A 26438-nucleotide genomic window follows, 5' to 3' on the forward strand; every position below is an offset into this window, starting at 1 on the left:
ATACGTAAACAGGAATAAAAAAACCGAACACGCACTCTTAATTAGGAGTTCATGTCCGGTTTTTTGAATCGCAGTTACTATATTTCATTTTTATGATTGGAATGTTCCTTATGAATCAAGAGAATTCGTCAAGAATAGCGCTGACTATTCATGACTTTTCGGAAGAAAGATGGAAAATGTCGTACCATGTCCAATTTTACTCTGAACAGTGATTTGACCTTTATGGGTATCGACAATATTTTTGGCAATTGCGAGGCCAAGCCCTGTTCCAGATCTTCCTCTTGTTCGTGCTTTATCTGCTTTATAAAACCTTTCAAATACAAATGGCAAATCTTCTTCTGGAATTCCAGATCCAGAATCAACAACCTCTATCATTAGCCCTTTTTCGTTACTACGTTGAACGACAGTGACTTGTCCACCTTCAGGAGTATGTCTAATAGCATTATCTATCAGATTGGTCAAGACTTGCTCCATCCGATCAGGATCAAAGCTTGCCCAAACCCCTTTATCTTCCAATGACTCAGCTAATATAATTTTCTTTTCAGCCGCCAGTCTTTGAAACTTTCTAGTAACTTTTAGAATAAATGATTTTACTTCTACAGCTTCACGAATAAGCTGAATATGGCCAGCTTCCATCCTTGCGATATCTAGTAGTTCATTCACAAGTCTACTCATTCTTAACGATTCATCATAAATAACTTTAGCCATTTCTTTCTTTTCATCCTCAGTACCAGCGATGTCATCGACAATTGCTTCACTATACCCTTGCATTAAAGCAATTGGTGTCCGTAATTCATGAGAGACGTTGGCGATAAAATCTTTGCGTAATTTATCAAGTTGTCGTTCCTCTGTCATATCACGGATAACTGCAACAGCACCCCGAATATAGGTTTCATTATATAAAGGACTAATAATCATTACCCACGTTCGCCCTTGAATATTTACTTCACCTATACTTTCACTTTCTGTATTTACAGCTGTTTGGAACAACTCCATTACATAAGCAGGTACACTATTAGTGAGACCATCTTCACGTTCATAGGACCAATTACGCAGAAAACGGTCTGCGGGTGGATTTGTTATCACAATTTCACCATCTTTACTAAAGGTGAATACACCATCTGCCATACTGCTTAAAATACTAGATAATTGTTCTTTCTCTTGACTTAAAGCATCAATATTATATTTCAACTGTCGGCCCATCCGATTAAAGGTAATCGCTAAATCACCTATTTCATCTTTAGAAAGATAAGGTACTTTTGTATCAAAATTCCCTCGTGATGCTGCTGTGACGGCTTCTTTCATTTTTCTAAGTGGTGCAGTAATCCTCGTTGACAAGAAGAAGGCAAAAATAGTTGTTAAAATAATCGCTACCCCAGCGGCTAATAAAGTAAACTTAGTTGTTGACTCTGTTGTTTCTTGCATAACCTCCAAAGATTGATATATAAATACTGCACCATCACTTTCATTTGAAGGCGGAAGTGGGACCCCGCTAATCAGTATATCAGGATTATCTATATTTCCTTCTCCACCATTTGTTAAATAAGAAGACACCTTAGTAACTGATTCATTTTTTGTAAAAACAGCTTTTAAATCTGGGTCACCATGTAAATAGGATAGTGGCAACTCGAATGTTTGACTTTCATTGGGAGAATAGTACACTTGATCATCAGCAATAATAATTACTTTTGTCACTTCATCCACTAGCTCCCAAGCAATTTCCAGTCCTATTTCACGATCATGTTTTTCCAAGATCATTGCTATTTTATTGGCAGTTGCCTTCAACCCCTTTTCTGTTTGATCAATATGATAATTCTCAAAGAATTGCAGCAACATAACCGTTAAAATAAATAAGACAAAGGAGACCAGTATAAGAAAAGTTGCCCATAGTTTCCCTACAACACTATGCCATAACCTCATTCATTTACAACCTCAAACTTATAACCCACTCCCCAAACAGTAACAATCATTCTAGCAGCTTGCTCTGATACTTTGTTTAATTTTTCTCGCAACCTTTTTACATGTGTGTCTACTGTACGCAAGTCACCAAAGAATTCATAATGCCATACTTCTTTTAGTAACTGTTCACGATCAAATACTTTATCTGGTGCTTTAGCCAAAAAGTAAAGCAGCTCATATTCTTTAGGAGTCAAGCTTACTTCTTTACCATCTGCTAATACACGGTGAGCATCATTGTCTATTGTTAAATAAGGAAAGACAATGATATCTTTAGCAGTTGTTTCTGGTGGGACGTAAGAAGATTTAGACGACCTTCTTAGCAATGCCTTCACTCTTAAAACCACTTCTCTAGGACTAAAGGGCTTGACGATATAATCATCTGTACCTACTTCAAATCCTTGGACGCGATTTACTTCCTCACCTTTTGCCGTAAGCATAATGATTGGTGTTGTTTTCTTTTCTCTTATTTCTTTACAAACTTCTATCCCATCTTTACCTGGCATCATTAGATCTAAAAGAATGACATCATATTCATTTGTTAGTGCTTTATCTAGTGCCTCGTCACCATCTTCTGCTTCTTCAATAACATAGTCTTCTCTCTCTAAATACATTTTTAATAATCGGCGAATTCTCTCTTCATCATCAACAACTAAAACTTTTACTTCATTATCCATTTATAGCACTCCTTTAGAATGAAGATTATTTTCATAGAAAAAAGCCTTCACTCCACTACATGTGAAGTGAAGGCATAAAATCTAGCACTACCTTAATGCTCAATTCTATTTTAGCAAAATTTTCACGATCCTGCATAGGAATGCAACCCGGCAATAACTAAGTTGACAACAATTAAGTTAAACATGATAATAATAAACCCAATTACACCGAGCCAAGCAGATTTTTTACCATGCCAACCTTTTGATAATCTGAGGTGGAGGTATGCTGCATAGAATAACCAAGTAATTAATGCCCACACTTCTTTAGGATCCCAGCCCCAAAATCGCGACCAAGCGATCTGTGCCCATATCATGGCAAAAATTAACGCTCCTAATGTAAACACCGGAAAACCAATTAGGACAGATCGGTAACCTACTTCATCGACTAAATCTAAATTTACTCTCTTCGTTAGTGGTTGCAAGGCTAGCGTCATTCGTTTTCTAACAAATAACCTAAATAGCAAATAGAGAATTGCTCCTGTAAACAATGACCATAAAACAGTATTTAACTTTTTGGCATTAATGATACCAGGAGTCTCCACCAATGGGCTAAATTTATCCGGCGTTAAATGTTCACCTTCATGAGGCCCAACGAGAGCAGGTAAGTGATATTCTAACGTTTCTTCTACATTATTATTATCAACCCAATGAAACTCTGACTTATAGCCTGTTGCCCCAAATACGGAAGAAATGATAATAAAACCTAGTGTACAGACAACTCCAAAGAGAACAACTTCTAACCAGATTGCCTCTTTTGTTTTTTTCGTATGATCCACTGCTTTGATTAAATAGATTAAGCCAGCAACAAAGCTAATCGCTAAAATCGCTTGTCCTAACGCTGCTGTTGTTACATGGATATGAAGCCAATTACTTTGAAGAGATGGGACCAATGGTGTAATGTCCCTTGGGAACATGGCAGCATAACCAATAAGGAGAAGTGCCACTGGTAATGTAAATAACCCAAGGGCAGGAAGCTTATAAACAAAATAAATGACAATAAACGCCCCAACTAAACACATGCCAAAGAATGTTGTAAACTCAAATAAATTACTTACTGGTGCATGTCCAGCTGCTATCCATCTTGTAATAAAATAACCTACTTGACATATAAATCCGGCAATCGCTATCGTAACACCTATTTTTGCCCACTTATTTGGTCCATGATCTTTTTCTCTTGCTTTCTTGTCCTTAATCGAACCGGCAAAAAAAGCCGTGCCTACTAAATAGAGCAAAAAGGCGATAAATAATAAATTTCCACTTAATGCAACCATTATTACTCCTCCTTACCCTTCTTATTTGTTGTTTCATCTGATTGGTCAATCGGTTCTTGAATACCACTACCATCAAATACATGGGTGATCTCTCTCTTAAGTCCGTGCCAATTTTTATTTGTATGACCCGCAACTAAAACTTGATCTCCTAACCTTCTAACCCATATTCTGCGATGGTTCCAGTATGCACCTTGCACGACACCAATCATGAAGATGAGACCACCTATAGCTAGAATAGGAAGTGTTAAGTCTTTTCTTACGGTCAAAGCACTAACATTTTGCGTGTCTACTCCTTTAAAGGCCATCTTTAAGTCATTATCACCATATGGTTCAATCGTTTGTTGTATAGCAACGAAGCTAACTTCTCCATCAGGATGTTCGGGTGAGAACATTTTAAAGATAAACGCTGGGTTGTTCGGCACGCGTGATTTCGTGACTGGCTCTGAATTTTCATCAAATTCAAAATCAGGGAAATAGCTCATTAGCTCAACACTGTATCCATTTTCAAATGTATATTCATCTTGTGGGTTATGTAAATCAATCGTCATTTGACCAAATTCTTCATTTGTTTCTTTATTCGTTAAAGCAAACGACATTTCGCTTAGCTCACCTAGTTTATAGCTTTGTTGATAAAGAGCAAACTGTTCAAACTTTAAAGGTTCATTTACCCTTAATTCATAGTCTTCTACCTTTTCTAGTTCTGGGTCTTGCCCTGCAATTGTTTCTCCAGATTCTTTGTAAAGGCTCACATTTGTTTGAAAGTTCTTCGCGACTGTACCATTGTTTTCTATCGCTGTTGAAAACGCTTCATTTTCTTTTTCTTTTTCATAAGTTTCTAGAATAAATTCGTGATTTTCCAGATAATACTCGCCTTTTGTTTCTGGGATAACGACTGTTTCACCTTCACGGATCCATAGCAATTCGTCAACATACATTCCTGGCACAAAACGCAACATGCCTCCAATTAAAAAAATAATCAACCCAATATGGTTTATATAAGGGCCCCATCTTGAAAATCGATTTTTCTCAGCAAGTATACTCCCATTCTCTTCTCTTATGTTGTAGCGTTTTTCCTTTAGTTTCGCCTTGATTTTCTCAAATGAATCCTCTTCTACAGAAGCCAAGGTTGTAGCTCTATATAATCTTTGGCGTTTTAAAAACCCTTCATGCCGATCGACTCTTTGTTTTTTCAAGGCACGGTATAGAGGTACGACACGATCAAGACTACATATAACCAGAGATACGCCAATTGAAGCAATGAGCAATAAATACCACCATGAGCTATACAGGTTGTGAAATCCTAACGTATAATACACTTCCCCAGCAAACCCGTATTGATCCTCATAATAAACGGATGCATTTTCTGTAGGCGGTATATACATTTCTTGCGGGAAAATGGTACCAATTGCTGAAGCGGCTAATGTAATAATGATTAAAGTTACCCCTACTTTAACAGAAGAAAAGAAGTTCCATATTTTATCAATAATTGTTTTGTTGTACGTTTGTGACCTTCTCGCACTGCCCTCATAACGCATATCAACGAGCTTTTTACTTTTCTCTTCTTCTACTAACACACGACCGCATGATTCACATAGGACTGTACCATGAGGGTTTACATGGCCACATTCACACTTTACTTGTTTCATCATAAAAACTCCCCAATAATTACGGTTTGATTTGCGTCATAAAATCTTTTACCATTGGTTCTGTCAAAGTCCCCGTATGATATTTCACGACTTCACCTTCAGGATTAATGAGAAAAGTCGCAGGCAAAGGACCGATTCCATATGCTGCCTTTACATCTTCATTTTTATCAATGACTACCGGAAAAGTCATGCCATGTCTTTCAATAAACTTATTCACTGCTAGATTCGATTCACTTATGTTTACTGCGATTGTTTGAACCCCTTGATCTTTAAATTGTTCATATTGATTGTTGATAAATGGCATTTCTTTTTCGCAAGGCTTACACCAAGTACCCCAAAAGTTCAAAAAAACGCCTTGGCCTTTATAGTCAGATAATTGATGCTCTTTTCCATCCATATCGACTAATACAAAATCAGGAGCTTCTTTACCTATTTGTACTTTATGCACATTATCCTTATTAAAGTTTGCATATAGCGTGTAAGCAACGGCTGCAAATAGAATCACTAATATCGCTGTCCTCATAACGAGCCGTCGTTTTTTCATGAAAAATTCCTCCCAAAGTTAAGACACAAATTTTTAGCATTATTTTAACAATTTGGTATTTATTATATCACTAGTATGAAAACAGTCCTTGTAAACGGTGTGAAGGAAATGTGACAACTCTATGACTTTTTCATTTATTTACCTGTACTCTTTTTAGCTAATGCCCTAAATTGCTTTACTTCATGTGCTGTAAGTTCTCTTGCCCCGCCAGCTGAAAGTCCGTTCAATTGAAGGAATCCGTATCTTTCTCTTTTAAGCTTTTGCACTTGATGACCAACAGCCTCAAACATTCTTCTCACTTGACGGTTTCTGCCTTCGTGAATCGTTAATTCGATTATCGCTGTTTGTTTTTGTTTATCACTACTAAGCACTTTTACTCGTGCAGGAGCCGTTTTTCCATCTTCCAAGCGGACACCTCTTTGTAAATGATTTAAACTTTCTTTAGAAGGAATGCCCTTTACCTTCGCTACATATACTTTTTCAATTTCATTTCTTGGATGCATAAGCAAGTTCGCGAATTCACCATCATTCGTCAATAATAATAATCCTGATGTATCATAATCTAATCGACCCACTGGATAAATTCTTTGTTTCACATGTTCAAAGTAATCGGTTACCACTTTTCTACCTTTGTCATCCGCAACACTTGATAATACACCTCTTGGCTTATATAGAAGAAAATAAACCGGCTCTTCACCCTCAACCGGGATACCATCAACTTCGACTTTATCAGAAGGTGTCACTTTCACCCCTAATTCTTTTACAATTTTACCATTAACCTTTACACGGCCATCTACAATAAGTTGCTCCGCTTTTCTCCTAGATGCAACCCCTGCATGGGCTATGACTTTCTGTAATCTTTCCATTATCAGTCACCTCAAAATCTCTATTACTGTCCATATGAATTATGCCATAAGTTCAAGTTTTTTCAAAGAGCGCATTTTTTAACCAAATTGTAGATTTTTAAACTAAGTATACAATAGTCATTCCCTTCTCTTTGAATTTGAACAGTTAGTAGGCAATTCTAACATAAAAGAAGCATTGTAGTAAGCTGTTATCACACTGCACAAAAAAAAGCCAAACAAATGATCCAAATTTGTTCAGCTTCCTCTTTTATAAATAAAAGACTACATTATGAAAAGACAAGTAATACAATAAGGATGGCAGCGATAAAACCTGCTAAGTCTGCTAATAGGCCAACTTTCAACGCATCACCCATCTTCTTAATACCGACTGCTCCAAAATAAACAGTCAATACATAAAAGGTTGTATCTGTACTCCCTTGAATGACAGATGCCATTCTTCCAATTAATGAATCTGGTCCGTGTTCAGCTATTAAATCAGTTGTCATTCCTAAGGCAGCATTACCTGATATTGGACGAATAATAGCGAGTGGGACAACATCTGCTGGAATCCCGATAGCCACAAATAATGGTCTGATGAAATCAAGAAAATATTCTAATGCACCTGATGCTCGAAAGATAGCAATAGCTACCATCATACCTACTAAGAAAGGAATGATTGAGATAGCAATTTTAATGCCATCTTTCCCACCTTCTACAAAACTCTCATAAGTCGGTACTTTTTTAAACGTCGCGTAGACTAATATAAAACCTATAAGTACGGGAATAAACCAAAGAGAAATTAAAGATACTATTTCCATCTATCTCATCCTTTTCGTGATCTCCTGTAATAAAAGTATCTATCAATCAAAATAGCGGAAATGGTCGAACAAATTGTCGCTATAAGGGTAGTACCAACGATGTCAGTTGGACTAGCTGACCCGTAATTCATGCGGATGGCGATAATTGTTGTTGGAATTAATGTAATACTTGATGTATTGATGGCAAGAAATGTGATCATAGAACGACTTGCTTCTGTACTTTCACCATTTAATGCTTTTAATTGTTCCATTGCTTTAATCCCTAGAGGTGTAGCAGCATTCCCTAAGCCGAACAAATTGGCCATCATATTCGATAATATATAGCCCATTGCCGGATGATCTTTCGGTACATCCGGAAAAAGTCTTGATATAAATGGTTTAAATAGTTTAGCCAGCTTGTCTAATAGACCTGCATGTTCGGCTATTTTCATCATTCCTAGCCAAAAGACTAATATGCTGATTAAACCAATACATAATGTGACTGCTTCTTTTGCCCCTTTAAATATCGCTTCATTTACATCACTTATAGTTCCATTAATCATGGCAAAAACGATACCAATGATCGCTAACCCTGCCCATATAACATTAATCATGTTGTTGTACTCCTAATATCCTTATAAACAGATGTTTGAAGTAATCAAAAAATTTTCCTTTTTCTTTTTTAACTCCAGCCTGATTATAGTGAATAGGCAAAGTTTTAATTGCTTCATCATTTAAGTAAACAACGGCTTTTCCTACTATTTCAGGTGATTTTTCACCTTTTCTCCAACTCTCTTTCGGTTCAATAAAATTATATTTAATCCGAAAAGATTCTTTCTCTTTTTCTGTTACCGGGTATGAAAAGGAGGAGTGCAGTGATACCTTATCTTTGTAGAAAGCATATTCTACCCCCTTAATTCTCCCTTCACTCAATACTTCAACTTGTTCATATTGATCAAATGCACCCTCATACATAGCAATATGATCATTCCAATCATCCGGTCCATTTAACGTAACAGCAATTAGATCAAGATTGTTTTTTGTCGCTGTTGTTACTAAAGTCCTTTTTGCTCTTTTTGTATAACCAGTCTTTCCACCAGTTGTATATTTATAAAGCTGGGTCAATAAACGATTTTTATTATTCCAGCTGTAATCTCTGTTTTCAGATCGATAAGATTTTGTCCCTGCTATTTTTTGATACGTCTCATTTTTCATTGCATAGCGAGTAAGTAACGCCATATCATAGGCAGTTGAATAGTGATTTTCATGATCGTCAAGCCCATGTGGATTTTCAAAATGCGTATTTGTCATGCCTATTTCTTCAGCCTTCTGATTCATTAAATACACAAAGCCATCTAAGCTTCCGCCTACATACTCTGCAATCGCAACTGCCGCATCATTACCCGAGCGAAGCATTAAGCCATAAACCAAATCTTCTAGTTTGATTTCTTCCCCCGGTTTCAAATAAATGGATGAGCCTTCTGCTTTTAAAATCGTATCAGTTACTTTCACATCTTCTTCTAGCTTATTTGATTCAATCGCCAATATTGCTGTCATAATTTTTGTTATACTAGCAATCCGGTTTCGATCATTGGCTGCCTTATCATAAATAATTCTACCTGATTCCTGTTCGATTAATACTGCATTTCTAGCACTAACAGAGGGCTTCGCCTCTACTAGTTGTGGACTTAAACTAAGCAATAAGGTGGACATTATGAGAATAGTGATTAGGTTTTTCCATTTCTTCATCGCACAAACCCCGTCTCATTTTATGGTTTGTACAATTCTATGCAGGACAAGTTTTGTTATGACAGATTCATGGCGATCGGTTCATAAATTAGTAGGCTGTATTTTATCAACCTTCATCGAAAGGAGTTGAACTTCATTCAAATTGGGGTAAGGATACAGGTATTGTAAACTGTTGGATCACTTGGACTTTGTTGACTGACTATGATTGAGGTTCCGCAAGAGATGAGAGCTCAATACTCTTGCGGGGTGTAAAAAACATAAGCAACTGCCTGTTTTCTTGTGCTATTTTCTTAAAAAGGCTGCCATTTCATTTCATGTGCTTTTTGAAACCTTCTTGAAACATTGTCCCAGTTTACAATATTCCACCAACTGTCAATATAAGCACCTTTGTCATTTTTATATTGTAAATAATAGGCATGCTCCCAAACATCTAACACAAGTAACGGGATCGTGTCCCATTGTGTTAAGTTTTGATGTTTTTCAGATTGTAATACTTCTAAATGTCTAGCTCTCGGAGACCAAACAAGAATAGTCCAACCTGAACCTTCTACTTGCTTTGCCGCTTCTGTAAAATGTTTTTTAAAAGCTTCAAAGCTACCAAAGTATTTGACTATTTCTTTTTTCAATTCCCCCGTAGGTTCTCCACCACCTTGCGGACTCATATTTCCCCAAAATATCGTATGCAAATAATGGCCTGATCCATTAAAAGCCAATTCTCTTGACCAATGTTTAACTAGAGAAAAATCGCCCGAATTTCTCGCCTTTTCTAATTCTTTTTCTGCTTTATTCAGTCCATCCACATAACTTTTGTGATGCTTATCATGATGTAATCTCATGATTTCTTCTGAGATATACGGTTCTAAAGCATTATATCCATAAGGTAAAGGTGGAAGTTCATGCTTTCCAGCTTGAACACTTACTTCATTAACATAAATTTGTCCAAGTGATAATCGGTGATTGAAATACTGTTCCATCTCACCGTGAAGTTCTTCTACTTTTTCGTGAATTTCTTCTATTTCCTTGTCTCCCATACTATGATCAATTGTCTCCATAATGGCTGTCATATGATCAAGTTTATCCCATAGCTCATTGCTCTCTTCAATATTTTCACTCTCCAAAAAAGCCCTCATATCTTCATTCCATTGAAACACATTCTTTAAGTATTCATTCATACGATGATTCAAGCTAAATCCCTCCTCTTCACTACATCATATGTATAGTAATGATAAATAATATCGTTTTTTAGCCATTCTACATGATGCTTATCATTTTGAACGCTATAGACACAAAAAAGCACGAACAAATTTGTCCGTGCCTTAGCTCATTCTAAAGTATTTCAATATTTATTTTGATTGCATCATTTTTGTACGATAATCTGTTTCGTAGTATTCTAGTTCTTCTCTTATCTTTTGGAAATCGCTTTCTAATCCTCTAAATAAGTTCTCAAGGCGAACGGGTACTTCGTGATGAAAACGAATTGAATTCTTTCCTGTATACGCTGAACGACTATTCTCATACCACGCATCATTTTTAGGTGAGAAAAACTCTTCAATACAATGATGGTAAAGTTTATACAATGTTTGCTCAGCTGCTCCCCGCTGAAATTGATCACTCATGAGTATGATGCGACATGCTTCATGACCTTCCTCGCAAAACACTAGAAGCTTTCTCAAATTCGATAAAATGCTTTTATAATATCGCTCATCACCCTGTCCTTCCTCTTTAAGTACCGACAAGGTTGTTTCATTTAAGAAGTTCTCAAAAGTGCTTACCGTATTACTAAGGAATTGTTGCACATCTTCCATTTGTGATTCAACTATAGAATTTCCCATCATTTTCCTCCCGTATATTTAGCTACTCTTTTATCCATTTCGTTCTTCAGCCAATTTGTTTATATCAGCTCTTCATTTATTCTGCATCATTGTTTCTATTATGTTAGATATTTGCTTAAAATCAAATCCCTCAAATAACCGTATAAAAGCGGTCTCATCACTTATAAATAACCGTTTTCTCAGCTTCAATTCCGGATGATTGAGAAGAGAAGCTAGCGCTGCAATATCCTTAAAAGTTCTATCACTTACTGACTGTTCATATGATGTCAATTGATCAAGCTTTTCTTCAAAGTACTGCAAATAAGTTAATGTGAATTTTCTTTCCTCTCCATCTTCCTCATAAATGACTTCACTTTTATTAAAAAAATCTTCGAAGGAATTAGGAAGAGTTTTTTCAAGCGACCATCCTTTCGATTGCAGAATGAACAATCAGAACCCTCCTTCAGATTCAATCTACTTTTTGATAAGCATCGTGATTGATAATAATGAAGTTTGCTGATGACATAAATTTATTAAGGGAAATAATTTTCTTTTGTACCATCTGACATTATGTATATATGCCTTTGGTGTTTAATTATGCTAAACAAGTAAATCACCCTTAATGTTTTTATATTAACATAAATGAGCTGTTGATTGTTCAGAATTATTTCACTTATACATTATTTAATGTATCAAAGAACAAATCTGCTTCTGTTTGCTCAAACTCTTCGTCTCCTTGATCAGGTAGCTTTGGCAGCTCTTTTAAACTTTTTAATCCAAATGTATCTAAGAAACCCTTTGTCGTGCCATACAAATATGCACGACCATTACCTTCAGCTCTTCCTACTTCTTTGATTAATGCTTTTGCCACAAGTGTTTGTAATGGTCTTTCTGTCTTCACTCCACGAATTTCCTCGATTTCAATTCTTGTAATGGGCTGCTTGTAAGCAATAATTGCTAATGTCTCTAAAGAAGCTTGCGATAAAGAATGGGAGGAAGGAGCTTCCACGAGTTTCTTTAAATAGTCAGCTAATTCCTTTTTAGTCGTTAATTGATACGACCCACCAATTTCAATGATTTGTAATCCCCGTCCTTGGTTATTTGCTAACTCAGTCATTAATTGATTCATTCTTTCACTTGCCTCTTGATCACTCACTTCAAATACCGAAGCAATCGATTTCAAATTAAGTCCTTCATCTCCTGCTGCAAATAAAAGCCCTTCTAAAATGGCTTTCCAATTTTCTTTCTTACTCACTTACTTTCCCTCCGCTACTTCTACATACAATTCTGCAAAGTTATTATCTTGTGTAACGAGCACAGCCTGTCTTTTCATTAACTCTAGAACAGCTAGAAAGGTTACAACAACTTCTTCTCTAGAATGTGCAGTAAATAAATCATTAAAGTTTTTACGGCCATTACTTTTTCTAAGTGTACGTATAACTTCGTCTATTCTTTTTTCAATCGGAATTTCCTGCCTGGCTACTTTCGTTGCAAGTGGTTCTTTCCATTTTTTTCTTCTTAATAACTTTTGCAGCGCACCTAACATATCGTAAAGCGATACGTCGACTTGGGTCTGTTCCATTTTCACTTCTTTTGCCATGTCAGAAAGGTCACTCGGTGCTTTTGTGTATAATAAGCTTCTTTCTTGTTCAAGTTCCTTTAAGTCCTCGGCTGCTTCTTTAAAACGACGATACTCTATTAATCTTTCAACGAGTTCATCTCGTGGATCTTCTTCCATTTCCATATCAATATCTTCGTCATAGTTATCTTCTTCGTGCTTTGGGAGTAGCATTTGACTCTTGATAGCGAGTAACGTGGCAGCCATAACCAAATACTCACTTGCTATATCCAGCTCTAATTCTTGCATAGTATGTATATAGATTAAATACTGTTCAGTAATTTCTGCTACTGGAATATCATATATATCAATCTCGAGCCGATTAATTAAATGCAGTAATAAATCGAGCGGCCCTTCGAAGGCGTTAATCTTTACATTATAATGCTCCATATGTTCCACCAAAATTTCTATAAAATTATTTCTTTACTCTATACAGTATAGATGATTCAACGTAGCGAATCCAACATAATTCTTTCCTTCAACAACGGACTCTTTTTTCAACTTTTAGAAACTTACTTTTTATTTTATCCTAAGCCCAAACATGAGACAAACTACGCACATACAATGAGAAGGTAATGACAATTAGGTACTAATGGAGGTATAAATATGTCCAGAGAAAATTATGGTGACAATCATCATAGAGAAGAAGAGTGCTATGGTGGCGGTTTCGGTGCAGGCTTTGCTTTAATCGTTGTTCTCTTCATCCTACTTATTATCGTAGGCGCTTCTTGGTTATTTTAATGTAAATAGACATTGCCTGGCATTGTAATTTGCCAGGCATTTCTTTTTTCCATCATTATTATATGATACCATGAAATTAATCAACTGTATGTTTGAAGGAGGAGTGTAACTTTGCATCCCCAAGCTTTTATTGACTATTTAGCTCATTATCACGGCGATCGTGATTATTTTGAATGCCACGAAATTTTAGAGGAATATTGGAAAGAAGTAGACAATCGAAACAAGCAATCCATCTGGGTTGGCTTGATTCAAGTCGCCGTGTCTAATTATCATCATCGTAGAGGGAATTTTCATGGTGCTAAAAAAACATTGCAAAAAGCAGCATTTATTCTTTCGTCATATCCAAAAGAAGTAAAACAACTTGGTATTGACCATCAACAACTGTTAAATGATATACACACAATGCAAGAAGAAATTGATAAGGCCTTTCCTTATAAAAGCTATTACTTCCCTATAAACGATGTTTCCTTATTAGATGAGGTCAAAAAGACATGTAATTCTAAAGGATTCCGATGGGGACAGGAAAGCAATCTTGAAAACGAAGAAATTGTTCATCGACATATGAAAAGAGATCGGTCAAATGTCATCGCAGAAAGAGAGAAAGCCCTCCAAAGACATCGCTAAAAGGCAGCGAAAATTATTCGCTGCCTTTATTTATCTCTTCACATTTCTGTAAAAAGGCTTCTGTAACATTGTCCGCTGTTAGTTCTTTATGTGGATAAGTGTCATTTAATGCTTTTATCATCGACTTACCGACTCCTTGCTGACGATGAGAAGGGTTGACTGATATATGACGAACTTCAATATGATGATCAGATAAGCATACACCAACTAGCCCAATAATATCTTCGTCTTCTTTCCACAAAAACAATTGCAGATTTTCTTCACTTTCATACTCTTTAATCGTCTGTAACAACTGCTTTAATACTTTTTCTTTTGGCATAAAAGATAAAAGTCCCATAGCAATCTTCTCAAAAGACTTTTTATAGCGTATTAACATGATAACCCCTCATTATTAGTAAAACCGTTTATTTGCTATTATTTCCATTTCACAACTAACATAAACTATTTTATCATATGTATCTATAGATTGAAATGGAACTAGTTATGATTGCGGGGCAATAAATAACCAATAAATAAGCCCCCATATAAAAGCTATACCTAAAATAAAGACAAATAACATAATATTACTTTTTTTATCCATACTTTCTTCAGTAGCTCCCCTTTTGATATACATTCATCTTTATTGTACATGAAAGGTTTCTACATTCCAATATGTTAAAAGAAGGAGTTCGCCAAATAAGTAGAATAATAGGTGAGTCCCTTATGAAGATTCTGAAACCCACCTAAGTTTCTTGGTTCATGTTAATTACTGATTAACCTTGTTTTTTAAAGGTAAATCTAGCCGTGCCATATCTTCAAATGATTCTCTTTTAATGACCAATCGATCTTCTCCATCTTCCACAAACACAACAGGTGGACGAGGGATACGATTATAATTATTTGCCATTGAATAACCATATGCACCTGTACAAAAAACAGCTAACAAATCGTTGTTTCCAGCCTTCGGAAGTGGCAAATCCCAAATAAGCATATCTCCGGATTCACAACATTTACCTGCGATAGAGACTTTTTCCTCTATATCATCTAGGACACGATTAGCAAGAACAGCTTCATATTGTGCCTGATAGAGAGCAGGACGGATATTATCACTCATTCCTCCATCAATAGCCAAGTATTTTCTTACATTCGGAACATCTTTTGATGAGCCAATTTGGTAGATGGTTGTGCCAGCATCACCGACAAGTGATCTTCCAGGTTCAATCCATATTTCAGGTAAAGTCATCCCGTGATGGCTTGTTTGTTTTTTTACTTCCTTGATAATTTCCTCTACATACGTTTCTGGGGCGAGTGGTTCATCTTCCTCTGTATATCTAATCCCAAATCCTCCACCTAAATTAAGAACTTCAGATTCATAATCATATTTTTGGCTCCACGTTTTCAATTTGGCAAAGATTTTTTGTGTGGCAAGGATAAATCCAGTTGGTTCAAAGATTTGTGAACCAATATGACAATGGAACCCAAGTAAATGGATGTGTTGGGAATTAAGGGCGATTTTTAATGCTTCCTCTGCCTGTCCATTTTGTAAATCGAAACCAAATTTAGAGTCTTCTTGCCCAGTTAAAATATAATCATGTGTATGCGCTTCTATTCCTGGAGTAATCCTTAGTAACACATCGACGCGCTTATTCATTGATATAGCTACTTCTTCTAATAAGTTCATTTCATGGAAATTATCTATGACGATACAACCAATATTATAGGAAAGCGCCATTTCTAATTCTTCACGGCTTTTATTATTCCCATGAAAATGAATACGTTCAACTGGAAAATCCGCCCTAATGGCAGTGTATAGTTCTCCTCCAGAAACAACATCTAAAGACAATCCTTCTTCTTCCACTAACTGAATCATCGCTACAGAAGAGAAAGCCTTACTTGCATAGGCTACTTGTGCCTTTATATTATTTTCCTGAAACATTTTCTTAAATCCACGTGCTCTTCTTCTTATTAACTCTACATCATAAATATAAACAGGCGTGCCATATTTACTAGCTAATTTTACTGTATCAACACCGCCAATTTCTAAGTGTCCTTTGTCATTTACCTTTGATGTACCGTGAAAAAACATGCTTTCCCCTCTTTCGTCCATTACTTCTCTAATCAAAGAATTGATGCTTATTTTTATCGGACTAAAATGAAGAAATAGACAGAATCCTTAAGAAACTGTCTATTCTGTTATCCTTTAACCCTTTATTCAGTTGAACATACTTTACCATAATTCCCATATGCCTGCAATCGCCATTTACCCAATTATTTTGGTGGCTGCTTAAAACGATTGCGAGAATGGGTAATACTTGGTCGGATTTTTGACCCTGGGACGGCTCTTCTAAAAATAATATGAACGATAGCGCCAGGGCAAAATGGAATGAATGGCCATAAATATGGTGTTCTAAATGAACGCATGGATACAAGAAAAAGAATAAATAGCGTAATTCCGACAACTAAACCTGGTGTATGAAAAATTGCAACTAATATTAACAAGAGCATACGAATAAGTTTATTTGCCACACTTAATTCATAGCTCGGAGTGGCAAAAGTTCCAATTGCCGCAACAGAAACATAGAGAATAACTTCAGGTACAAACAATCCAACAGTGATTGCAATTTCTCCTATTAGTATTGCAGCTATTAGTCCCATTGCCGTTGATAATGGTGTCGGTGTATGGATAGCAGCTAATCTTAAAAACTCTATCCCTAAATCCGCTAATAATAATTGAATAAGAATAGGTATATTTGATTGTTCATTCGGCCCGATATAATCAATGGCATCCGGAAGCAAAGACGGTTCTAAGACAAATAAAAACCACAATGGTAGAAAAAATAAAGAAGCAGCAAGTCCGATAAACCTCATAAATCTAACAAAAGTACCGACAGCTGGGGCTTGCCTATATTCCTCTACATGCTGCAAATGATGAAATAAAGTCGTTGGGGCGATGATTACACTGGGCGATGTATCCACAAAAACCACGACATGACCTTCCATCAAGTGAGTGGCCGCTACATCCGCTCTTTCAGTGTACCTTACAAGTGGAAATGGATTATAACTTTGATGAAGGATGAATTCTTCTACCGTTTTATCTGCCATGGGTAGCCCATCGATATCGATTTCATTAATTTCTTTACGTAACACTTCTACTAGGTTGGGATCAGCTAACCCTTCAATATAGCCTAAGGAAATATCAGTTTTTGACCTTACACCAACATGGAGCATTTCAAACCTTAAACGTTCATCACGAATTCTTCTTCTTGTTAGAGCTGTATTGACAATTATATTTTCTACGTAACCATCACGAGAACCTCTAATTACCTTCTCCGTATCAGGCTCTTGTGGTGTTCGTCCTGGATAACTTCTTACGTCTATTACTAAAGCGGTACCTTCACCTTCCATCACAATAACAATAAGCCCTGATAATACTTGGTCAACGAGCTCATCAATTGTCTTAATGCGATCAACTGCTTGATGAACGATACGGTTCTCTACAATATCAAAGAGATGGGTCGATAATTTTTCTTTATCATTAATCCCTACAAGCTCTTCAACAATTTCAATGATAAATTGTGTCTCTGTTAAACCATTAATAAAGTATAAATGAACATCCTTTTTTAATACTTTAAGCTTTCTCACTCCAAGGTCAAAACTTGTTCCAAGACCTACATGGTCCTGCATGTACGCTTCAACTTCCTTGACGGATGTGGGTAATGGTCTCTTTCTTATTTTTTCTTTTTCGCTCATAACATACCGCTCCTTTCCAGTATAAGTTCAACAGCTTGTTTCGTAATGGGTGAACCGGCTTTTATTGAATCAATTCTTGCCATTTTACCAATATCACCAATACCGACGATAAAAGGGATATTTAACATTTCAAGACAATAAACGGTATCACCTACTATTCTGCCTTCATCCATATCTGCTATCCCAGATTTATCAACACCATATTCTGTCAATTCACCAAAGCGATCAATGCTTACATCTACCTTTGTCCATTCCTCGTGGTGAGTCCTTGATGCTACAGCTATTGCACCAATGACTTCAATATCAGGGTGATTGGCAACGAAAGTCATCGCTTTCTCTCCTGGACCTTCTCCGATATAACCACTATCATCAAACATGATATAAACAGGATCTGAATGAGCTTTTTTAATTAAATGCACCATCTCTTCACCAGACAGTATAGTTGGATTTCCTTGAGAAGCAGAAATACAACTACCACCAATATCATGAGCAATGAGCTCTATTGTTCGCTTTGCAAACTCATCTCCATCTGTAATCAATATGACTTTTCTCCGTTCTTTCATCGCCATTTCCCTTTCTAAGTGAGCAAACCTACAGATTGACATAATATATCCATTGAAATAAAGATCCGATAATTTTCCCAAAAACAAAAGCCATTAATAAATAGACAATTTTCCCTTCTACACCAATGCGTTTAGCTAATATCGGGAAGACATTTAGAACTTCCGTAAGTGCAGCTGCAAGCATTCCTACAAAGATTCCACATAACAGGCCAATCGGAATAAGTATAAAGGGCGGTGCTTGTAGTACTGGCTCCCACATGGAAGCTACAGCTCCAGCAATCACCCCGCACACCGCTGCCCATTCATAAGCATGGATCATCTTCATTGTTTTTGTTAGTTGTGTAAGCCTTGGAATAATTCCTAAGACAGATAAGAATGCAACTACTCCACCACCTACAGCTATACCACTCGCTAAGCCTATAAAGATGGCAAAGATAATTTTACCGCTCATCAATATTCTTCATACTCTCTTTGTTTTCGTGTAGGGAAACATAATTATCCAAATCCATTTGATAATTAAACATCTCTACCTCTAAAGGACTAGGCTCTTCATTTAAACGCTTTTTAAATACATGATTGAAGAAGAGAATCATTCCTAAGCCTAATCCAATTGAGTATGGGATTTGAAAAATCAATGGCCGACTATCTACTTCACCTGTAATCAATGTATAAATCTTTTGTTGAACTTCTTGCATACTAACGTCTTCATGAAAATTCATGATGGTGAGAGCAGCACCAAAAAATAATAAAAACCATATTAGCATAAACAATGGAAGTGAGACTTTTCTTCTTTTCACGGCAACTTCAACAATAATCTGTGTCGGCCCAACCGTTTGGATTTCCAAACTCGGAAAACATTTTGTAATATGCTTAATTACCTGCATAACATCAATAATGATAATATTTTTATCTTCCTTAGACACACGGTATAACAGGAGATTAGCTAATTTATCATAAACTTCGTCATCTGCAATCAACTGCGCAACATCCGATAAAACAATAGTTTCGTGCGGTTTAACCTGCAATCGATGTCGCAAGCGTAAATAAACGATACGTTCCATCCTTTCACTTCCCACACAAAGATTTCCTTGCATATAGTATGAGTAAAGGTATTTCACTTCATGAAATCCAATAATTTCCTCACACTGATATTACTTTCTTGGTTATTAGTAAATACATAAACGTCGACTTTCTTCGCTTAAAAGATGCAAATGAAAGAGCATATAGACTATAAGTCCATATGCTCTTTCATTTGCTTCAATATTTTCTTCTCAAGCCTCGAGACTTGTACTTGTGAAATGCCAAGCCTGACTGCTACTTCTGATTGTGTTTGGTCTTTGTAATAGCGCAAATAAACAATCAGTCTCTCTCTTTCATCTAATTCATTTATCGCTTCTTTTAATGCGATTTTATCAAACCATCTCCCCTCATCCCCATCATCTATTTGGTCAAGTAATGTAATAGGGTCACCATCATTTTCATACACGGTTTCATGAATTGACGAGGGGAGTCGACTAGCATCTTGGGCCATGATAATATCCTCTGTTGGGATATCAAGGAATTCTGAAATCTCTGATACGGTTGGTACCCTACCTAATGATTTCGATAACTCATCTTTTGCTTTTCGAATTTTATTTCCGAGTTCTTTAAGTGAACGACTGACTTTAACTGTTCCATCGTCTCTTATAAAACGTTGGATCTCACCAATAATCATAGGAACAGCGTAAGTAGAAAATTTCACATCATAACTCAAATCAAATTTATCAACCGATTTCAACAATCCAATACAGCCAATTTGAAATAAGTCATCTGGTTCGTATCCTCGATTGAGGAAGCGCTGGACAACTGACCATACTAAGCGCATATTCTTTTGGACAATCAAATCTCTAGACGCTTGATCACCATTTTGACTTTTACCAATGAGCTCTTTAACTTCATGATCTTTTAAATATTGCGTCTTTCCTGTTTTAACCTCCACATCCATAGCAAGACTCCTTAATTACATAGCATTTTACTATTTGATAAATGCTTCTTTAAACGAACCTCTGTGCCTTCACCTGGGTGTGATACAATACTAATTTCGTCCATAAAATTTTCCATAATCGTAAAGCCCATGCCTGATCTCTCTAGCTCTGGCTTTGTTGTATAAAGAGGCTGTCTTGCCTCTTCTATATCCATAATACCGAGACCTTCGTCTTTAATGGACAGTTCGACTATTCCTTCCTCAATGGTTACTGAAATGTGTACAATGCCATCTGGGCTCATATCATAGCCGTGAATAATAGCGTTCGTTACAGCTTCTGAGACAACGGTCTTAATTTCTGTTAATTCATCCATTGTTGGATCAAGCTGAGCAATAAAAGCTGCCACTGTCACTCGAGCAAATGATTCATTTTGACTGAGAGCAGTAAACTGCATTTGCATAACATTTTTCACTTACGCCACCCCCAATCGTTGCAGGGCAAACGCTTCAGTAGGTTCTAAGCGAATAATTTTAAATAAACCAGACATATCAAAAAGTCTTTTTACAGATGGAGAAATTGCACATACAACCATTTCGCCATTTTTTTGTTTCACTTGTTTATATCTGCCAAGAATTACTCCAAGTCCAGAACTATCCATGAATGTTAATTGTTCCAGATTAAGAATAATATGGTGGATATCGTGTTCCTCAATCGTTTTTGTTGCTTTTGCTCTTAATTCATCCGCAGAGTGATGATCAAGCTCCCCGCTTAAACGAATACATAATACGTTGTTTTTTATTTCTAAATTAATTGCTAGACTCACTAACCATAGCCTCCTTTGTAATCAGTTGTCTCTATGGATTAGACAGGATTGACACCAATAGAATATCAACCTGCCTTTAGTGAGTCCAATTCTATACTATGAACTGTTTTTCCTTCATGAAGACAAAACTAGTGTTTATTCGCTAAAACAGGACTTGTCTTCACTCGATTCGACATATTACTCTGAGACTTTCGTAAACATTCCCATTGAACGCTTAAACAATGTCCATACGTTGGCTTTTTTACTATCTTGACTTGCGACTAAAGGACTTTCAACCATTGTTTTTCCGTCTTTTTCAAAAATAATCTTGCCGACTTCATCACCTTTTTTAACAGGAGCCTTCATATTTTCATCGAGTACAACCGTTTGTTTCACGTTTTTAATATCTTCACCTTTTTTAGCTAATATTGAAATGGGTTCGCTTGTTAATGCTTCTACTTGTTTCTTTTCACCTTTTGACACTTTCACTTTTGCCACCGCTTGATTCCTTTTATACATGGCATGAGTTTCATATTTATTAAAAGCATAGTCTAGCATTTTCGTCACTTCTGCATTTCTCTCTTTTGAGCTAGGTGCACCGAAAACAACCGCAATGACACGCATGCCGTTTTTCTCAGCTGTCGCCGTTAAACAATACTTTGCTTCTTGAGTAAATCCAGTCTTAAGACCATCTACCCCTGGATAAAAACGCACTAATTTATTCGTATTTACTAACCAGAACTTTTTATCGGTGTCTTCACGCAAATAAGCCTCGTAAGTACCGGTAAAGTTTGTAATATCTTCATACTTCAGTAATTCCTTTGCCATCATCGCCATATCATGAGCCGTACTAAAATGATCCGTTACCGGGAGGCCTGTAGGATTTTTGAATACAGTGTCCTTTAAACCTAGCTCTTTTGCTTTTGCATTCATCATATTGACAAAGTCATCTACCGTACCCGCTAATCTTTCTGCTACAGCAACAGAAGCGTCATTTCCAGAACCGATTGCAATTCCTTGTAACATTTCTTTTGTTGTCATTTCTTCTCCAGGCTCAAGAAAAATTTGTGAACCACCCATAGAAGCAGCATATTCACTTGTCTTAATCTTTTCATCCCATTTAAGTTTGCCTTCATCGATTGCTTCCATAATTAAAAGCATCGTCATAATCTTCGTCATACTTGCGGGTGGTAATTGAACATCACTATTTTTTTCATACAGAACTTTGCCTGTATCTCGCTCAATTAAAATAGCTGACTTTACATTTTTCACAACTTCTTCTTCAGTCATTTTTTCACTTTCACGTGCAAATACTTGTGGTGCTATGGTAGAAACCATGAGAATACATATAAAAAATACACTAACTATTCGCTTCATCGCACAAACCCTCCATTCTTTATAGTTTCCATGATTACCATTTTTTGATAATTTATACCAATGAAAATACCATAAACTACATTTTATAAATGAGAAATTCCGTGTTTTACTTTGAAAAAAGATCGGGAAGGTGAGAGGTATGAAATGAGACCTTCTATGCTTTGATGTGGGAATTATTCGAAGGAAATATTTTAAGAATGAGCATCTTTCAGTTAAATTGTACTAAAAAAGCTTAAAGGTTTTATTTCCTTTAAGCTTTTTCTAGTATTTTTATTCTGTGATGACTTGATGTATCAATGTTGGTGCTGTTACTTCTTCTGACACTATTTTAATATGATTAATAAGGATATCTTTTACTTCTTCCACATCTTCCATATTGCTATGAATCGTTAACAACGCTTCTCCTTTTTGGACAGAATCGCCAACTTTTTTATGAAGAAGGAGGCCTGCTGCGAGATCTATAATAGAATCTTTTGTTGCTCTACCCGCACCAAGCATCATTGCAGCAGTACCAAGTTTTTCTGCAGCAATTTCAGAAATATATCCACTTTGTGCAGCTTCTACCTTTATTTGATATTTTGCCTGTGGAAGTAGAGATGGGTCATCAACGACTGCAACATCTCCTCCTTGAGATTGGATAAATGTTTTAAAAGTCTCTAACGCTTTACCACTACTGATTGCTTCTTGTAATAGCGTGCGCGCACTTTCTAACGTATCGGCCTTTTTCGCTAATACGACCATTTGACTTCCAAGAGTTAAACATAAATCAGTCAAATCTTCCGGGCCTTCTCCTTTTAAAGTATTTATCGCTTCTTCTACTTCTAAAGCATTACCGATTGCTAGGCCAAGGGGTTGGCTCATATCTGAGATGACAGCCATTGTCTGTCTACCAACATGATTCCCGATTTTCACCATTGTTTTTGCTAAAGCAATTGCTTCTTCAATCGTTTTCATAAATGCACCTGAACCCGTTTTCACGTCTAAAACAATTGCATCTGCACCCGCAGCAATTTTTTTACTCATGATACTTGATGCAATTAATGGGATGCTATTAACAGAAGCGGTCACATCTCTTAACGCATAAAGCTTCTTATCAGCTGGTGTCAAGTTTCCACTTTGACCTATGACTGCTAATTTATTACGATTGACTAAATTCATAAATTCATCATTATCAATCTCTACATGAAATCCATCTATAGCCTCTAATTTATCAATGGTCCCACCCGTATGGCCCAGACCTCTTCCGCTCATCTTTGCAACTGGTACACCTACAGCAGCTACTAGCGGCCCTAATACGAGCGTGGTTGTATCTCCTACACCCCCAGTAGAATGCTTATCGACTTTGATTCCATCAATGTTTGAAAGATTAATTTCATCGCCTGATTTAACCATTGCCGTTGTTAAATCAGCTGTTTCTCTTTCATCCATTCCTTGAAAATAAATCGCCATAGCAAGTGCACTTGCTTGATAATCAGGGATTGTTTCATTTGTGTAGCCTTGAATAAAATAGTTAATTTCCTCTGTCGTTAAGCAATGACCATCCCTTTTTTTCTCAATGATGTCCACCATTCTCATCGTATCGTTCCCCCCACTAAATTTAAATTTTTGTCACGATTCCTTTGACAAAGCTTAAAAATTGTTGTTTTACTTTCTCCGTTGTTTCTATCACTTCTTCATGATTTAATGGTTGGTCTAAAATACCTGCAGCCATATTAGAAATACAAGAGATTCCAAGTACATTCATACCAGCATGATTCGCAACAATAACTTCCGGAACAGTTGACATACCAACTGCATCTCCACCACAAATTCTAAGCATTTTTACTTCTGCAGGTGTTTCATAAACTGGCCCTGTATTAGCTACGTATACACCAGTTTGTATGTTTAATTGTTGGTGTTCTGCGACCTCTTTTGCGACTTGTATCATTTCTTTATTGTACGCTGATGACAAATCTTGAAAACGCACACCAAAATGGTCGTCATTAGGACCTATAAGTGGGTTTACCCCCATATTGTTAATATGGTCTGTGATGATCATTAAATCACCTGGTGAGAAAGTTTCATTAACGCCTCCAGCAGCGTTGGTTACGATTAATTTCTGTACTCCCAACTCCTTCATTACACGGATCGGAAACGTAACTTGCTGCATAGTATAGCCTTCGTAATAATGAAATCTTCCTTGCATCGCAACAACCGCTACACCGTTTAATCGGCCAATAACGAGTTGACCTGCATGACCGGCTACTGTTGATTGCGGGAAACCCGGTATATCTCTATAAGGTATTTTTATCGCATTTGTTATCTCTTCAGCAAGAACCCCAAGTCCAGAACCTAATATAAGTCCTACTGTTGGTGTTTGGTCTATTCTAGATTGAATTAATTCTTTCGCTGCTTTTACCTCATGTAAACTAGTCATTATTTCCCTACTCCCTTGACATTTTTAAGAAAGCTCTCTCCAATCAATGGCTTCTTTACTTGGAAATTCTCTGCAATAGTCGCGCCAATGTTAGCAAATGTCTTGCCTTGAGGCAGTTCTTCTCCATGAGATAAGCGCTTAGAATAAACAAGTAATGGCACATATTCTCTCGTATGGTCTGTACCATGATGGATTGGGTCATTACCATGATCCGCTGTAATAATCAGAAGATCATTTTCATTTAACTGCTCGAACAGTTCAGGTAAACGAGCATCATATTCTTCTAATGCTTGACCGTATCCAAGTGGATCTCTTCTATGTCCATAAAGGGCATCGAAGTCTACTAAATTCAAAAAGCTCATGCCTGTAAAGTCTTTTTTTGCTATAGCTACCATCTTGTCCATGCCATCCATATTTGAAGTGGTTCTAATTGCTTCTGTTACGCCTTCTCCATCATATATATCATTAATTTTTCCGATGGCTATGACATCTAGATTGGCATCTTTTAACTCATTCATTACTGTTCTGCCAAATGGCTTTAATGCATAATCATGTCTATTCGCTGTTCTTATAAATGCCCCCGCTTTACCAACAAATGGTCTAGCAATGACTCTACCTACCATGTATTTTTCATTTAAAGTCAATTCTCTAGCAATTTCACAAATACGATACTGTTCTTCAATTGGTATGATTTCCTCATGGGCGGCGATTTGTAGCACCGAATCAGCCGACGTATAAACAATAAGAGAACCTGTCTCCATATGCTCTTCCCCTAATTCGTCTAAAATCACTGTTCCACTCGCAGGTTTATTACCAATCACTTTTCGACCTGTCTTTTCTTCTAGTTCTTGAATTAACTCCTCTGGAAATCCATTAGGAAATACTTGAAAGGGTTTTTGAATATGAAGGCCCATTATTTCCCAATGCCCTGTCATGGTATCTTTCCCAACAGAAGCTTCTTGAAGCTTTGTATAATAAGCCTCAGGTTGTGCGACTTTTGCTATCCCTTTTATTTCATTGATATTACTTAATCCGAGACGTTCCATATGTGGCATATGCAAACCGCCCATTTTCTCGGCAATATGGCCTAACGTATAAGAACCTTCATCACCGAAATTTTTCGCATCAGGTGCTTCTCCTATTCCAACAGAGTCCATTACAATAAGGAAAATACGTTTATATGTAAATGTGTTCACAATTAACACTCCTTTCTAACTATTTCTTTACTACAGAAATCCTTACTTATCATACCCCAAAAAGGCTTTCATC

The 26438-nt window shown here is 36.6% G+C and carries 29 protein-coding genes; 2 read left to right on the forward strand and 27 right to left on the reverse strand.

What is annotated here, in order from left to right; genetic code table 11:
* Positions 1 to 144 precede the first annotated feature (144 nt).
* The 14 genes from MKX67_RS14950 to MKX67_RS15015 form a co-directional block, all read right to left on the reverse strand.
* Entirely contained in the window at positions 145 to 1920 is a 1776-nt protein-coding gene (locus MKX67_RS14950) for an ATP-binding protein (RefSeq protein ID WP_307313015.1), read from the reverse strand.
* On the reverse strand, positions 1917 to 2633 hold the full coding sequence (locus MKX67_RS14955) for a response regulator transcription factor (RefSeq protein WP_095372717.1): 717 nt from the start codon (positions 2631 to 2633) through the stop codon (positions 1917 to 1919). The genes MKX67_RS14950 and MKX67_RS14955 overlap by 4 nt, the downstream gene beginning before the upstream one ends.
* A gap of 122 nt (positions 2634 to 2755) precedes the next feature.
* A complete protein-coding gene (ccsB, locus tag MKX67_RS14960) occupies positions 2756 to 3943 on the reverse strand; it encodes a c-type cytochrome biogenesis protein CcsB (protein ID WP_095372716.1) in 1188 nt (395 codons plus the stop codon).
* A 2-nt stretch (positions 3944 to 3945) separates the two neighbouring features.
* Positions 3946 to 5589 (reverse strand): cytochrome c biogenesis protein ResB, encoded by a 1644-nt coding sequence (locus tag MKX67_RS14965; protein ID WP_095372715.1) that lies wholly within the window; start codon positions 5587 to 5589, stop codon positions 3946 to 3948.
* Between the two features lie 19 nt (positions 5590 to 5608).
* Positions 5609 to 6133, reverse strand: coding sequence for a thiol-disulfide oxidoreductase ResA (locus MKX67_RS14970; RefSeq protein ID WP_307313012.1), 525 nt, complete (start codon positions 6131 to 6133; stop codon positions 5609 to 5611).
* Positions 6134 to 6267: 134 nt separating this feature from the next.
* Positions 6268 to 6999 carry a 23S rRNA pseudouridine(2605) synthase RluB gene (rluB, locus tag MKX67_RS14975; protein ID WP_095372714.1) on the reverse strand — a complete coding sequence of 244 codons (732 nt, stop codon included), beginning with the start codon at positions 6997 to 6999 and terminating at the stop codon, positions 6268 to 6270.
* Between the two features lie 266 nt (positions 7000 to 7265).
* The gene (locus tag MKX67_RS14980; protein ID WP_095372713.1) at positions 7266 to 7796 is read right to left on the reverse strand and encodes a spore maturation protein; all 531 of its coding nucleotides are present in this window, start codon (positions 7794 to 7796) and stop codon (positions 7266 to 7268) included.
* 5 nt (positions 7797 to 7801) lie between these two features.
* Positions 7802 to 8389: a nucleoside recognition domain-containing protein gene (locus MKX67_RS14985; RefSeq protein ID WP_342488423.1), complete on the reverse strand. Its 588-nt coding sequence runs from the start codon at positions 8387 to 8389 to the stop codon at positions 7802 to 7804.
* Positions 8382 to 9524: a D-alanyl-D-alanine carboxypeptidase family protein gene (locus tag MKX67_RS14990; protein WP_095372711.1), complete on the reverse strand. Its 1143-nt coding sequence runs from the start codon at positions 9522 to 9524 to the stop codon at positions 8382 to 8384. Before MKX67_RS14990 ends, MKX67_RS14985 begins: the two co-directional genes overlap by 8 nt.
* Before the next feature lie 290 nt (positions 9525 to 9814).
* Complete coding sequence (locus MKX67_RS14995; RefSeq protein WP_095373652.1) at positions 9815 to 10696, reverse strand: superoxide dismutase; 882 nt, start codon at positions 10694 to 10696, stop codon at positions 9815 to 9817.
* A 171-nt stretch (positions 10697 to 10867) separates the two neighbouring features.
* Positions 10868 to 11356: a YpuI family protein gene (locus MKX67_RS15000; protein ID WP_095372710.1), complete on the reverse strand. Its 489-nt coding sequence runs from the start codon at positions 11354 to 11356 to the stop codon at positions 10868 to 10870.
* Positions 11357 to 11428: 72 nt separating this feature from the next.
* Positions 11429 to 11785, reverse strand: coding sequence for a hypothetical protein (locus MKX67_RS15005; RefSeq protein ID WP_095372709.1), 357 nt, complete (start codon positions 11783 to 11785; stop codon positions 11429 to 11431).
* Positions 11786 to 12008: 223 nt separating this feature from the next.
* Entirely contained in the window at positions 12009 to 12590 is a 582-nt protein-coding gene (gene scpB, locus MKX67_RS15010) for an SMC-Scp complex subunit ScpB (RefSeq protein WP_095372708.1), read from the reverse strand.
* Positions 12591 to 13343, reverse strand: a complete 753-nt coding sequence (locus MKX67_RS15015) for a segregation/condensation protein A (protein WP_095372707.1) — start codon at positions 13341 to 13343, stop codon at positions 12591 to 12593. It abuts the gene before it with no gap.
* Positions 13344 to 13559: 216 nt separating this feature from the next.
* Here MKX67_RS15015 and MKX67_RS15020 point away from each other — a divergent pair, with 216 nt between their 5' ends.
* Positions 13560 to 13694 carry a YjcZ family sporulation protein gene (locus MKX67_RS15020; RefSeq protein WP_095372706.1) on the forward strand — a complete coding sequence of 45 codons (135 nt, stop codon included), beginning with the start codon at positions 13560 to 13562 and terminating at the stop codon, positions 13692 to 13694.
* Between the two features lie 111 nt (positions 13695 to 13805).
* Positions 13806 to 14318 (forward strand): DUF309 domain-containing protein, encoded by a 513-nt coding sequence (locus MKX67_RS15025; RefSeq protein ID WP_095372705.1) that lies wholly within the window; start codon positions 13806 to 13808, stop codon positions 14316 to 14318.
* A 13-nt stretch (positions 14319 to 14331) separates the two neighbouring features.
* Here MKX67_RS15025 and MKX67_RS15030 read toward each other — a convergent pair whose 3' ends face one another.
* The 13 genes from MKX67_RS15030 to deoB form a co-directional block, all read right to left on the reverse strand.
* Positions 14332 to 14694: a GNAT family N-acetyltransferase gene (locus tag MKX67_RS15030; protein WP_095372704.1), complete on the reverse strand. Its 363-nt coding sequence runs from the start codon at positions 14692 to 14694 to the stop codon at positions 14332 to 14334.
* A 369-nt stretch (positions 14695 to 15063) separates the two neighbouring features.
* Positions 15064 to 16383, reverse strand: coding sequence for a diaminopimelate decarboxylase (gene lysA, locus MKX67_RS15035; RefSeq protein WP_307313001.1), 1320 nt, complete (start codon positions 16381 to 16383; stop codon positions 15064 to 15066).
* 182 nt (positions 16384 to 16565) lie between these two features.
* On the reverse strand, positions 16566 to 18047 hold the full coding sequence (locus tag MKX67_RS15040; RefSeq protein WP_095372702.1) for a spore germination protein: 1482 nt from the start codon (positions 18045 to 18047) through the stop codon (positions 16566 to 16568).
* Positions 18044 to 18610, reverse strand: a complete 567-nt coding sequence (locus tag MKX67_RS15045; RefSeq protein ID WP_095372701.1) for a stage V sporulation protein AE — start codon at positions 18608 to 18610, stop codon at positions 18044 to 18046. Before MKX67_RS15045 ends, MKX67_RS15040 begins: the two co-directional genes overlap by 4 nt.
* Before the next feature lie 28 nt (positions 18611 to 18638).
* A complete protein-coding gene (locus MKX67_RS15050) occupies positions 18639 to 19061 on the reverse strand; it encodes a stage V sporulation protein AB (protein ID WP_095372700.1) in 423 nt (140 codons plus the stop codon).
* Positions 19051 to 19671: a stage V sporulation protein AA gene (locus MKX67_RS15055; RefSeq protein ID WP_095372699.1), complete on the reverse strand. Its 621-nt coding sequence runs from the start codon at positions 19669 to 19671 to the stop codon at positions 19051 to 19053. The genes MKX67_RS15050 and MKX67_RS15055 overlap by 11 nt, the downstream gene beginning before the upstream one ends.
* A gap of 167 nt (positions 19672 to 19838) precedes the next feature.
* Positions 19839 to 20594, reverse strand: coding sequence for an RNA polymerase sporulation sigma factor SigF (gene sigF / locus MKX67_RS15060; protein WP_095372698.1), 756 nt, complete (start codon positions 20592 to 20594; stop codon positions 19839 to 19841).
* A gap of 11 nt (positions 20595 to 20605) precedes the next feature.
* Entirely contained in the window at positions 20606 to 21046 is a 441-nt protein-coding gene (gene spoIIAB / locus MKX67_RS15065; protein ID WP_095372697.1) for an anti-sigma F factor, read from the reverse strand.
* Positions 21047 to 21397 carry an anti-sigma F factor antagonist gene (spoIIAA, locus tag MKX67_RS15070; protein WP_095372696.1) on the reverse strand — a complete coding sequence of 117 codons (351 nt, stop codon included), beginning with the start codon at positions 21395 to 21397 and terminating at the stop codon, positions 21047 to 21049. It lies immediately after the preceding gene.
* Between the two features lie 177 nt (positions 21398 to 21574).
* Positions 21575 to 22753, reverse strand: coding sequence for a D-alanyl-D-alanine carboxypeptidase family protein (locus MKX67_RS15075; RefSeq protein WP_095372695.1), 1179 nt, complete (start codon positions 22751 to 22753; stop codon positions 21575 to 21577).
* Positions 22754 to 23023: 270 nt separating this feature from the next.
* Positions 23024 to 24328, reverse strand: coding sequence for a pyrimidine-nucleoside phosphorylase (locus tag MKX67_RS15080; protein ID WP_095372694.1), 1305 nt, complete (start codon positions 24326 to 24328; stop codon positions 23024 to 23026).
* Between the two features lie 22 nt (positions 24329 to 24350).
* Positions 24351 to 25169, reverse strand: coding sequence for a purine-nucleoside phosphorylase (locus MKX67_RS15085; protein WP_095372693.1), 819 nt, complete (start codon positions 25167 to 25169; stop codon positions 24351 to 24353).
* On the reverse strand, positions 25169 to 26365 hold the full coding sequence (deoB, locus tag MKX67_RS15090) for a phosphopentomutase (RefSeq protein WP_342488424.1): 1197 nt from the start codon (positions 26363 to 26365) through the stop codon (positions 25169 to 25171). The genes MKX67_RS15085 and deoB overlap by 1 nt, the downstream gene beginning before the upstream one ends.
* Positions 26366 to 26438: the final 73 nt, after the last annotated feature.

It is taken from the genome of Cytobacillus sp. FSL W7-1323 (genome assembly GCF_038595015.1).
In the GTDB taxonomy this organism is placed as follows: domain Bacteria; phylum Bacillota; class Bacilli; order Bacillales; family Cytobacillaceae; genus Cytobacillus; species Cytobacillus kochii.

Bases quoted from the DNA above. Each gene is read 5' to 3' on its own strand.
- MKX67_RS14950 (WP_307313015.1), bottom strand. From the start codon at position 1,920: ATGAGGTTATGGCATAGTGTTGTAGGGAAACTATGGGCAACTTTTCTT.
- MKX67_RS14955 (WP_095372717.1), bottom strand. From the start codon at position 2,633: ATGGATAATGAAGTAAAAGTTTTAGTTGTTGATGATGAAGAGAGAATT.
- ccsB (WP_095372716.1), bottom strand. From the start codon at position 3,943: ATGGTTGCATTAAGTGGAAATTTATTATTTATCGCCTTTTTGCTCTAT.
- MKX67_RS14965 (WP_095372715.1), bottom strand. From the start codon at position 5,589: ATGAAACAAGTAAAGTGTGAATGTGGCCATGTAAACCCTCATGGTACA.
- MKX67_RS14970 (WP_307313012.1), bottom strand. From the start codon at position 6,133: ATGAAAAAACGACGGCTCGTTATGAGGACAGCGATATTAGTGATTCTA.
- rluB (WP_095372714.1), bottom strand. From the start codon at position 6,999: ATGGAAAGATTACAGAAAGTCATAGCCCATGCAGGGGTTGCATCTAGG.
- MKX67_RS14980 (WP_095372713.1), bottom strand. From the start codon at position 7,796: ATGGAAATAGTATCTTTAATTTCTCTTTGGTTTATTCCCGTACTTATA.
- MKX67_RS14985 (WP_342488423.1), bottom strand. From the start codon at position 8,389: ATGATTAATGTTATATGGGCAGGGTTAGCGATCATTGGTATCGTTTTT.
- MKX67_RS14990 (WP_095372711.1), bottom strand. From the start codon at position 9,524: ATGAAGAAATGGAAAAACCTAATCACTATTCTCATAATGTCCACCTTA.
- MKX67_RS14995 (WP_095373652.1), bottom strand. From the start codon at position 10,696: ATGAATGAATACTTAAAGAATGTGTTTCAATGGAATGAAGATATGAGG.
- MKX67_RS15000 (WP_095372710.1), bottom strand. From the start codon at position 11,356: ATGGGAAATTCTATAGTTGAATCACAAATGGAAGATGTGCAACAATTC.
- MKX67_RS15015 (WP_095372707.1), bottom strand. From the start codon at position 13,343: ATGGAGCATTATAATGTAAAGATTAACGCCTTCGAAGGGCCGCTCGAT.
- MKX67_RS15020 (WP_095372706.1), top strand. From the start codon at position 13,560: ATGTCCAGAGAAAATTATGGTGACAATCATCATAGAGAAGAAGAGTGC.
- MKX67_RS15030 (WP_095372704.1), bottom strand. From the start codon at position 14,694: ATGTTAATACGCTATAAAAAGTCTTTTGAGAAGATTGCTATGGGACTT.
- lysA (WP_307313001.1), bottom strand. From the start codon at position 16,383: ATGTTTTTTCACGGTACATCAAAGGTAAATGACAAAGGACACTTAGAA.
- MKX67_RS15040 (WP_095372702.1), bottom strand. From the start codon at position 18,047: ATGAGCGAAAAAGAAAAAATAAGAAAGAGACCATTACCCACATCCGTC.
- MKX67_RS15045 (WP_095372701.1), bottom strand. From the start codon at position 18,610: ATGAAAGAACGGAGAAAAGTCATATTGATTACAGATGGAGATGAGTTT.
- MKX67_RS15050 (WP_095372700.1), bottom strand. From the start codon at position 19,061: ATGAGCGGTAAAATTATCTTTGCCATCTTTATAGGCTTAGCGAGTGGT.
- MKX67_RS15055 (WP_095372699.1), bottom strand. From the start codon at position 19,671: ATGGAACGTATCGTTTATTTACGCTTGCGACATCGATTGCAGGTTAAA.
- sigF (WP_095372698.1), bottom strand. From the start codon at position 20,594: ATGGATGTGGAGGTTAAAACAGGAAAGACGCAATATTTAAAAGATCAT.
- MKX67_RS15075 (WP_095372695.1), bottom strand. From the start codon at position 22,753: ATGAAGCGAATAGTTAGTGTATTTTTTATATGTATTCTCATGGTTTCT.
- MKX67_RS15080 (WP_095372694.1), bottom strand. From the start codon at position 24,328: ATGAGAATGGTGGACATCATTGAGAAAAAAAGGGATGGTCATTGCTTA.
- MKX67_RS15085 (WP_095372693.1), bottom strand. From the start codon at position 25,169: ATGACTAGTTTACATGAGGTAAAAGCAGCGAAAGAATTAATTCAATCT.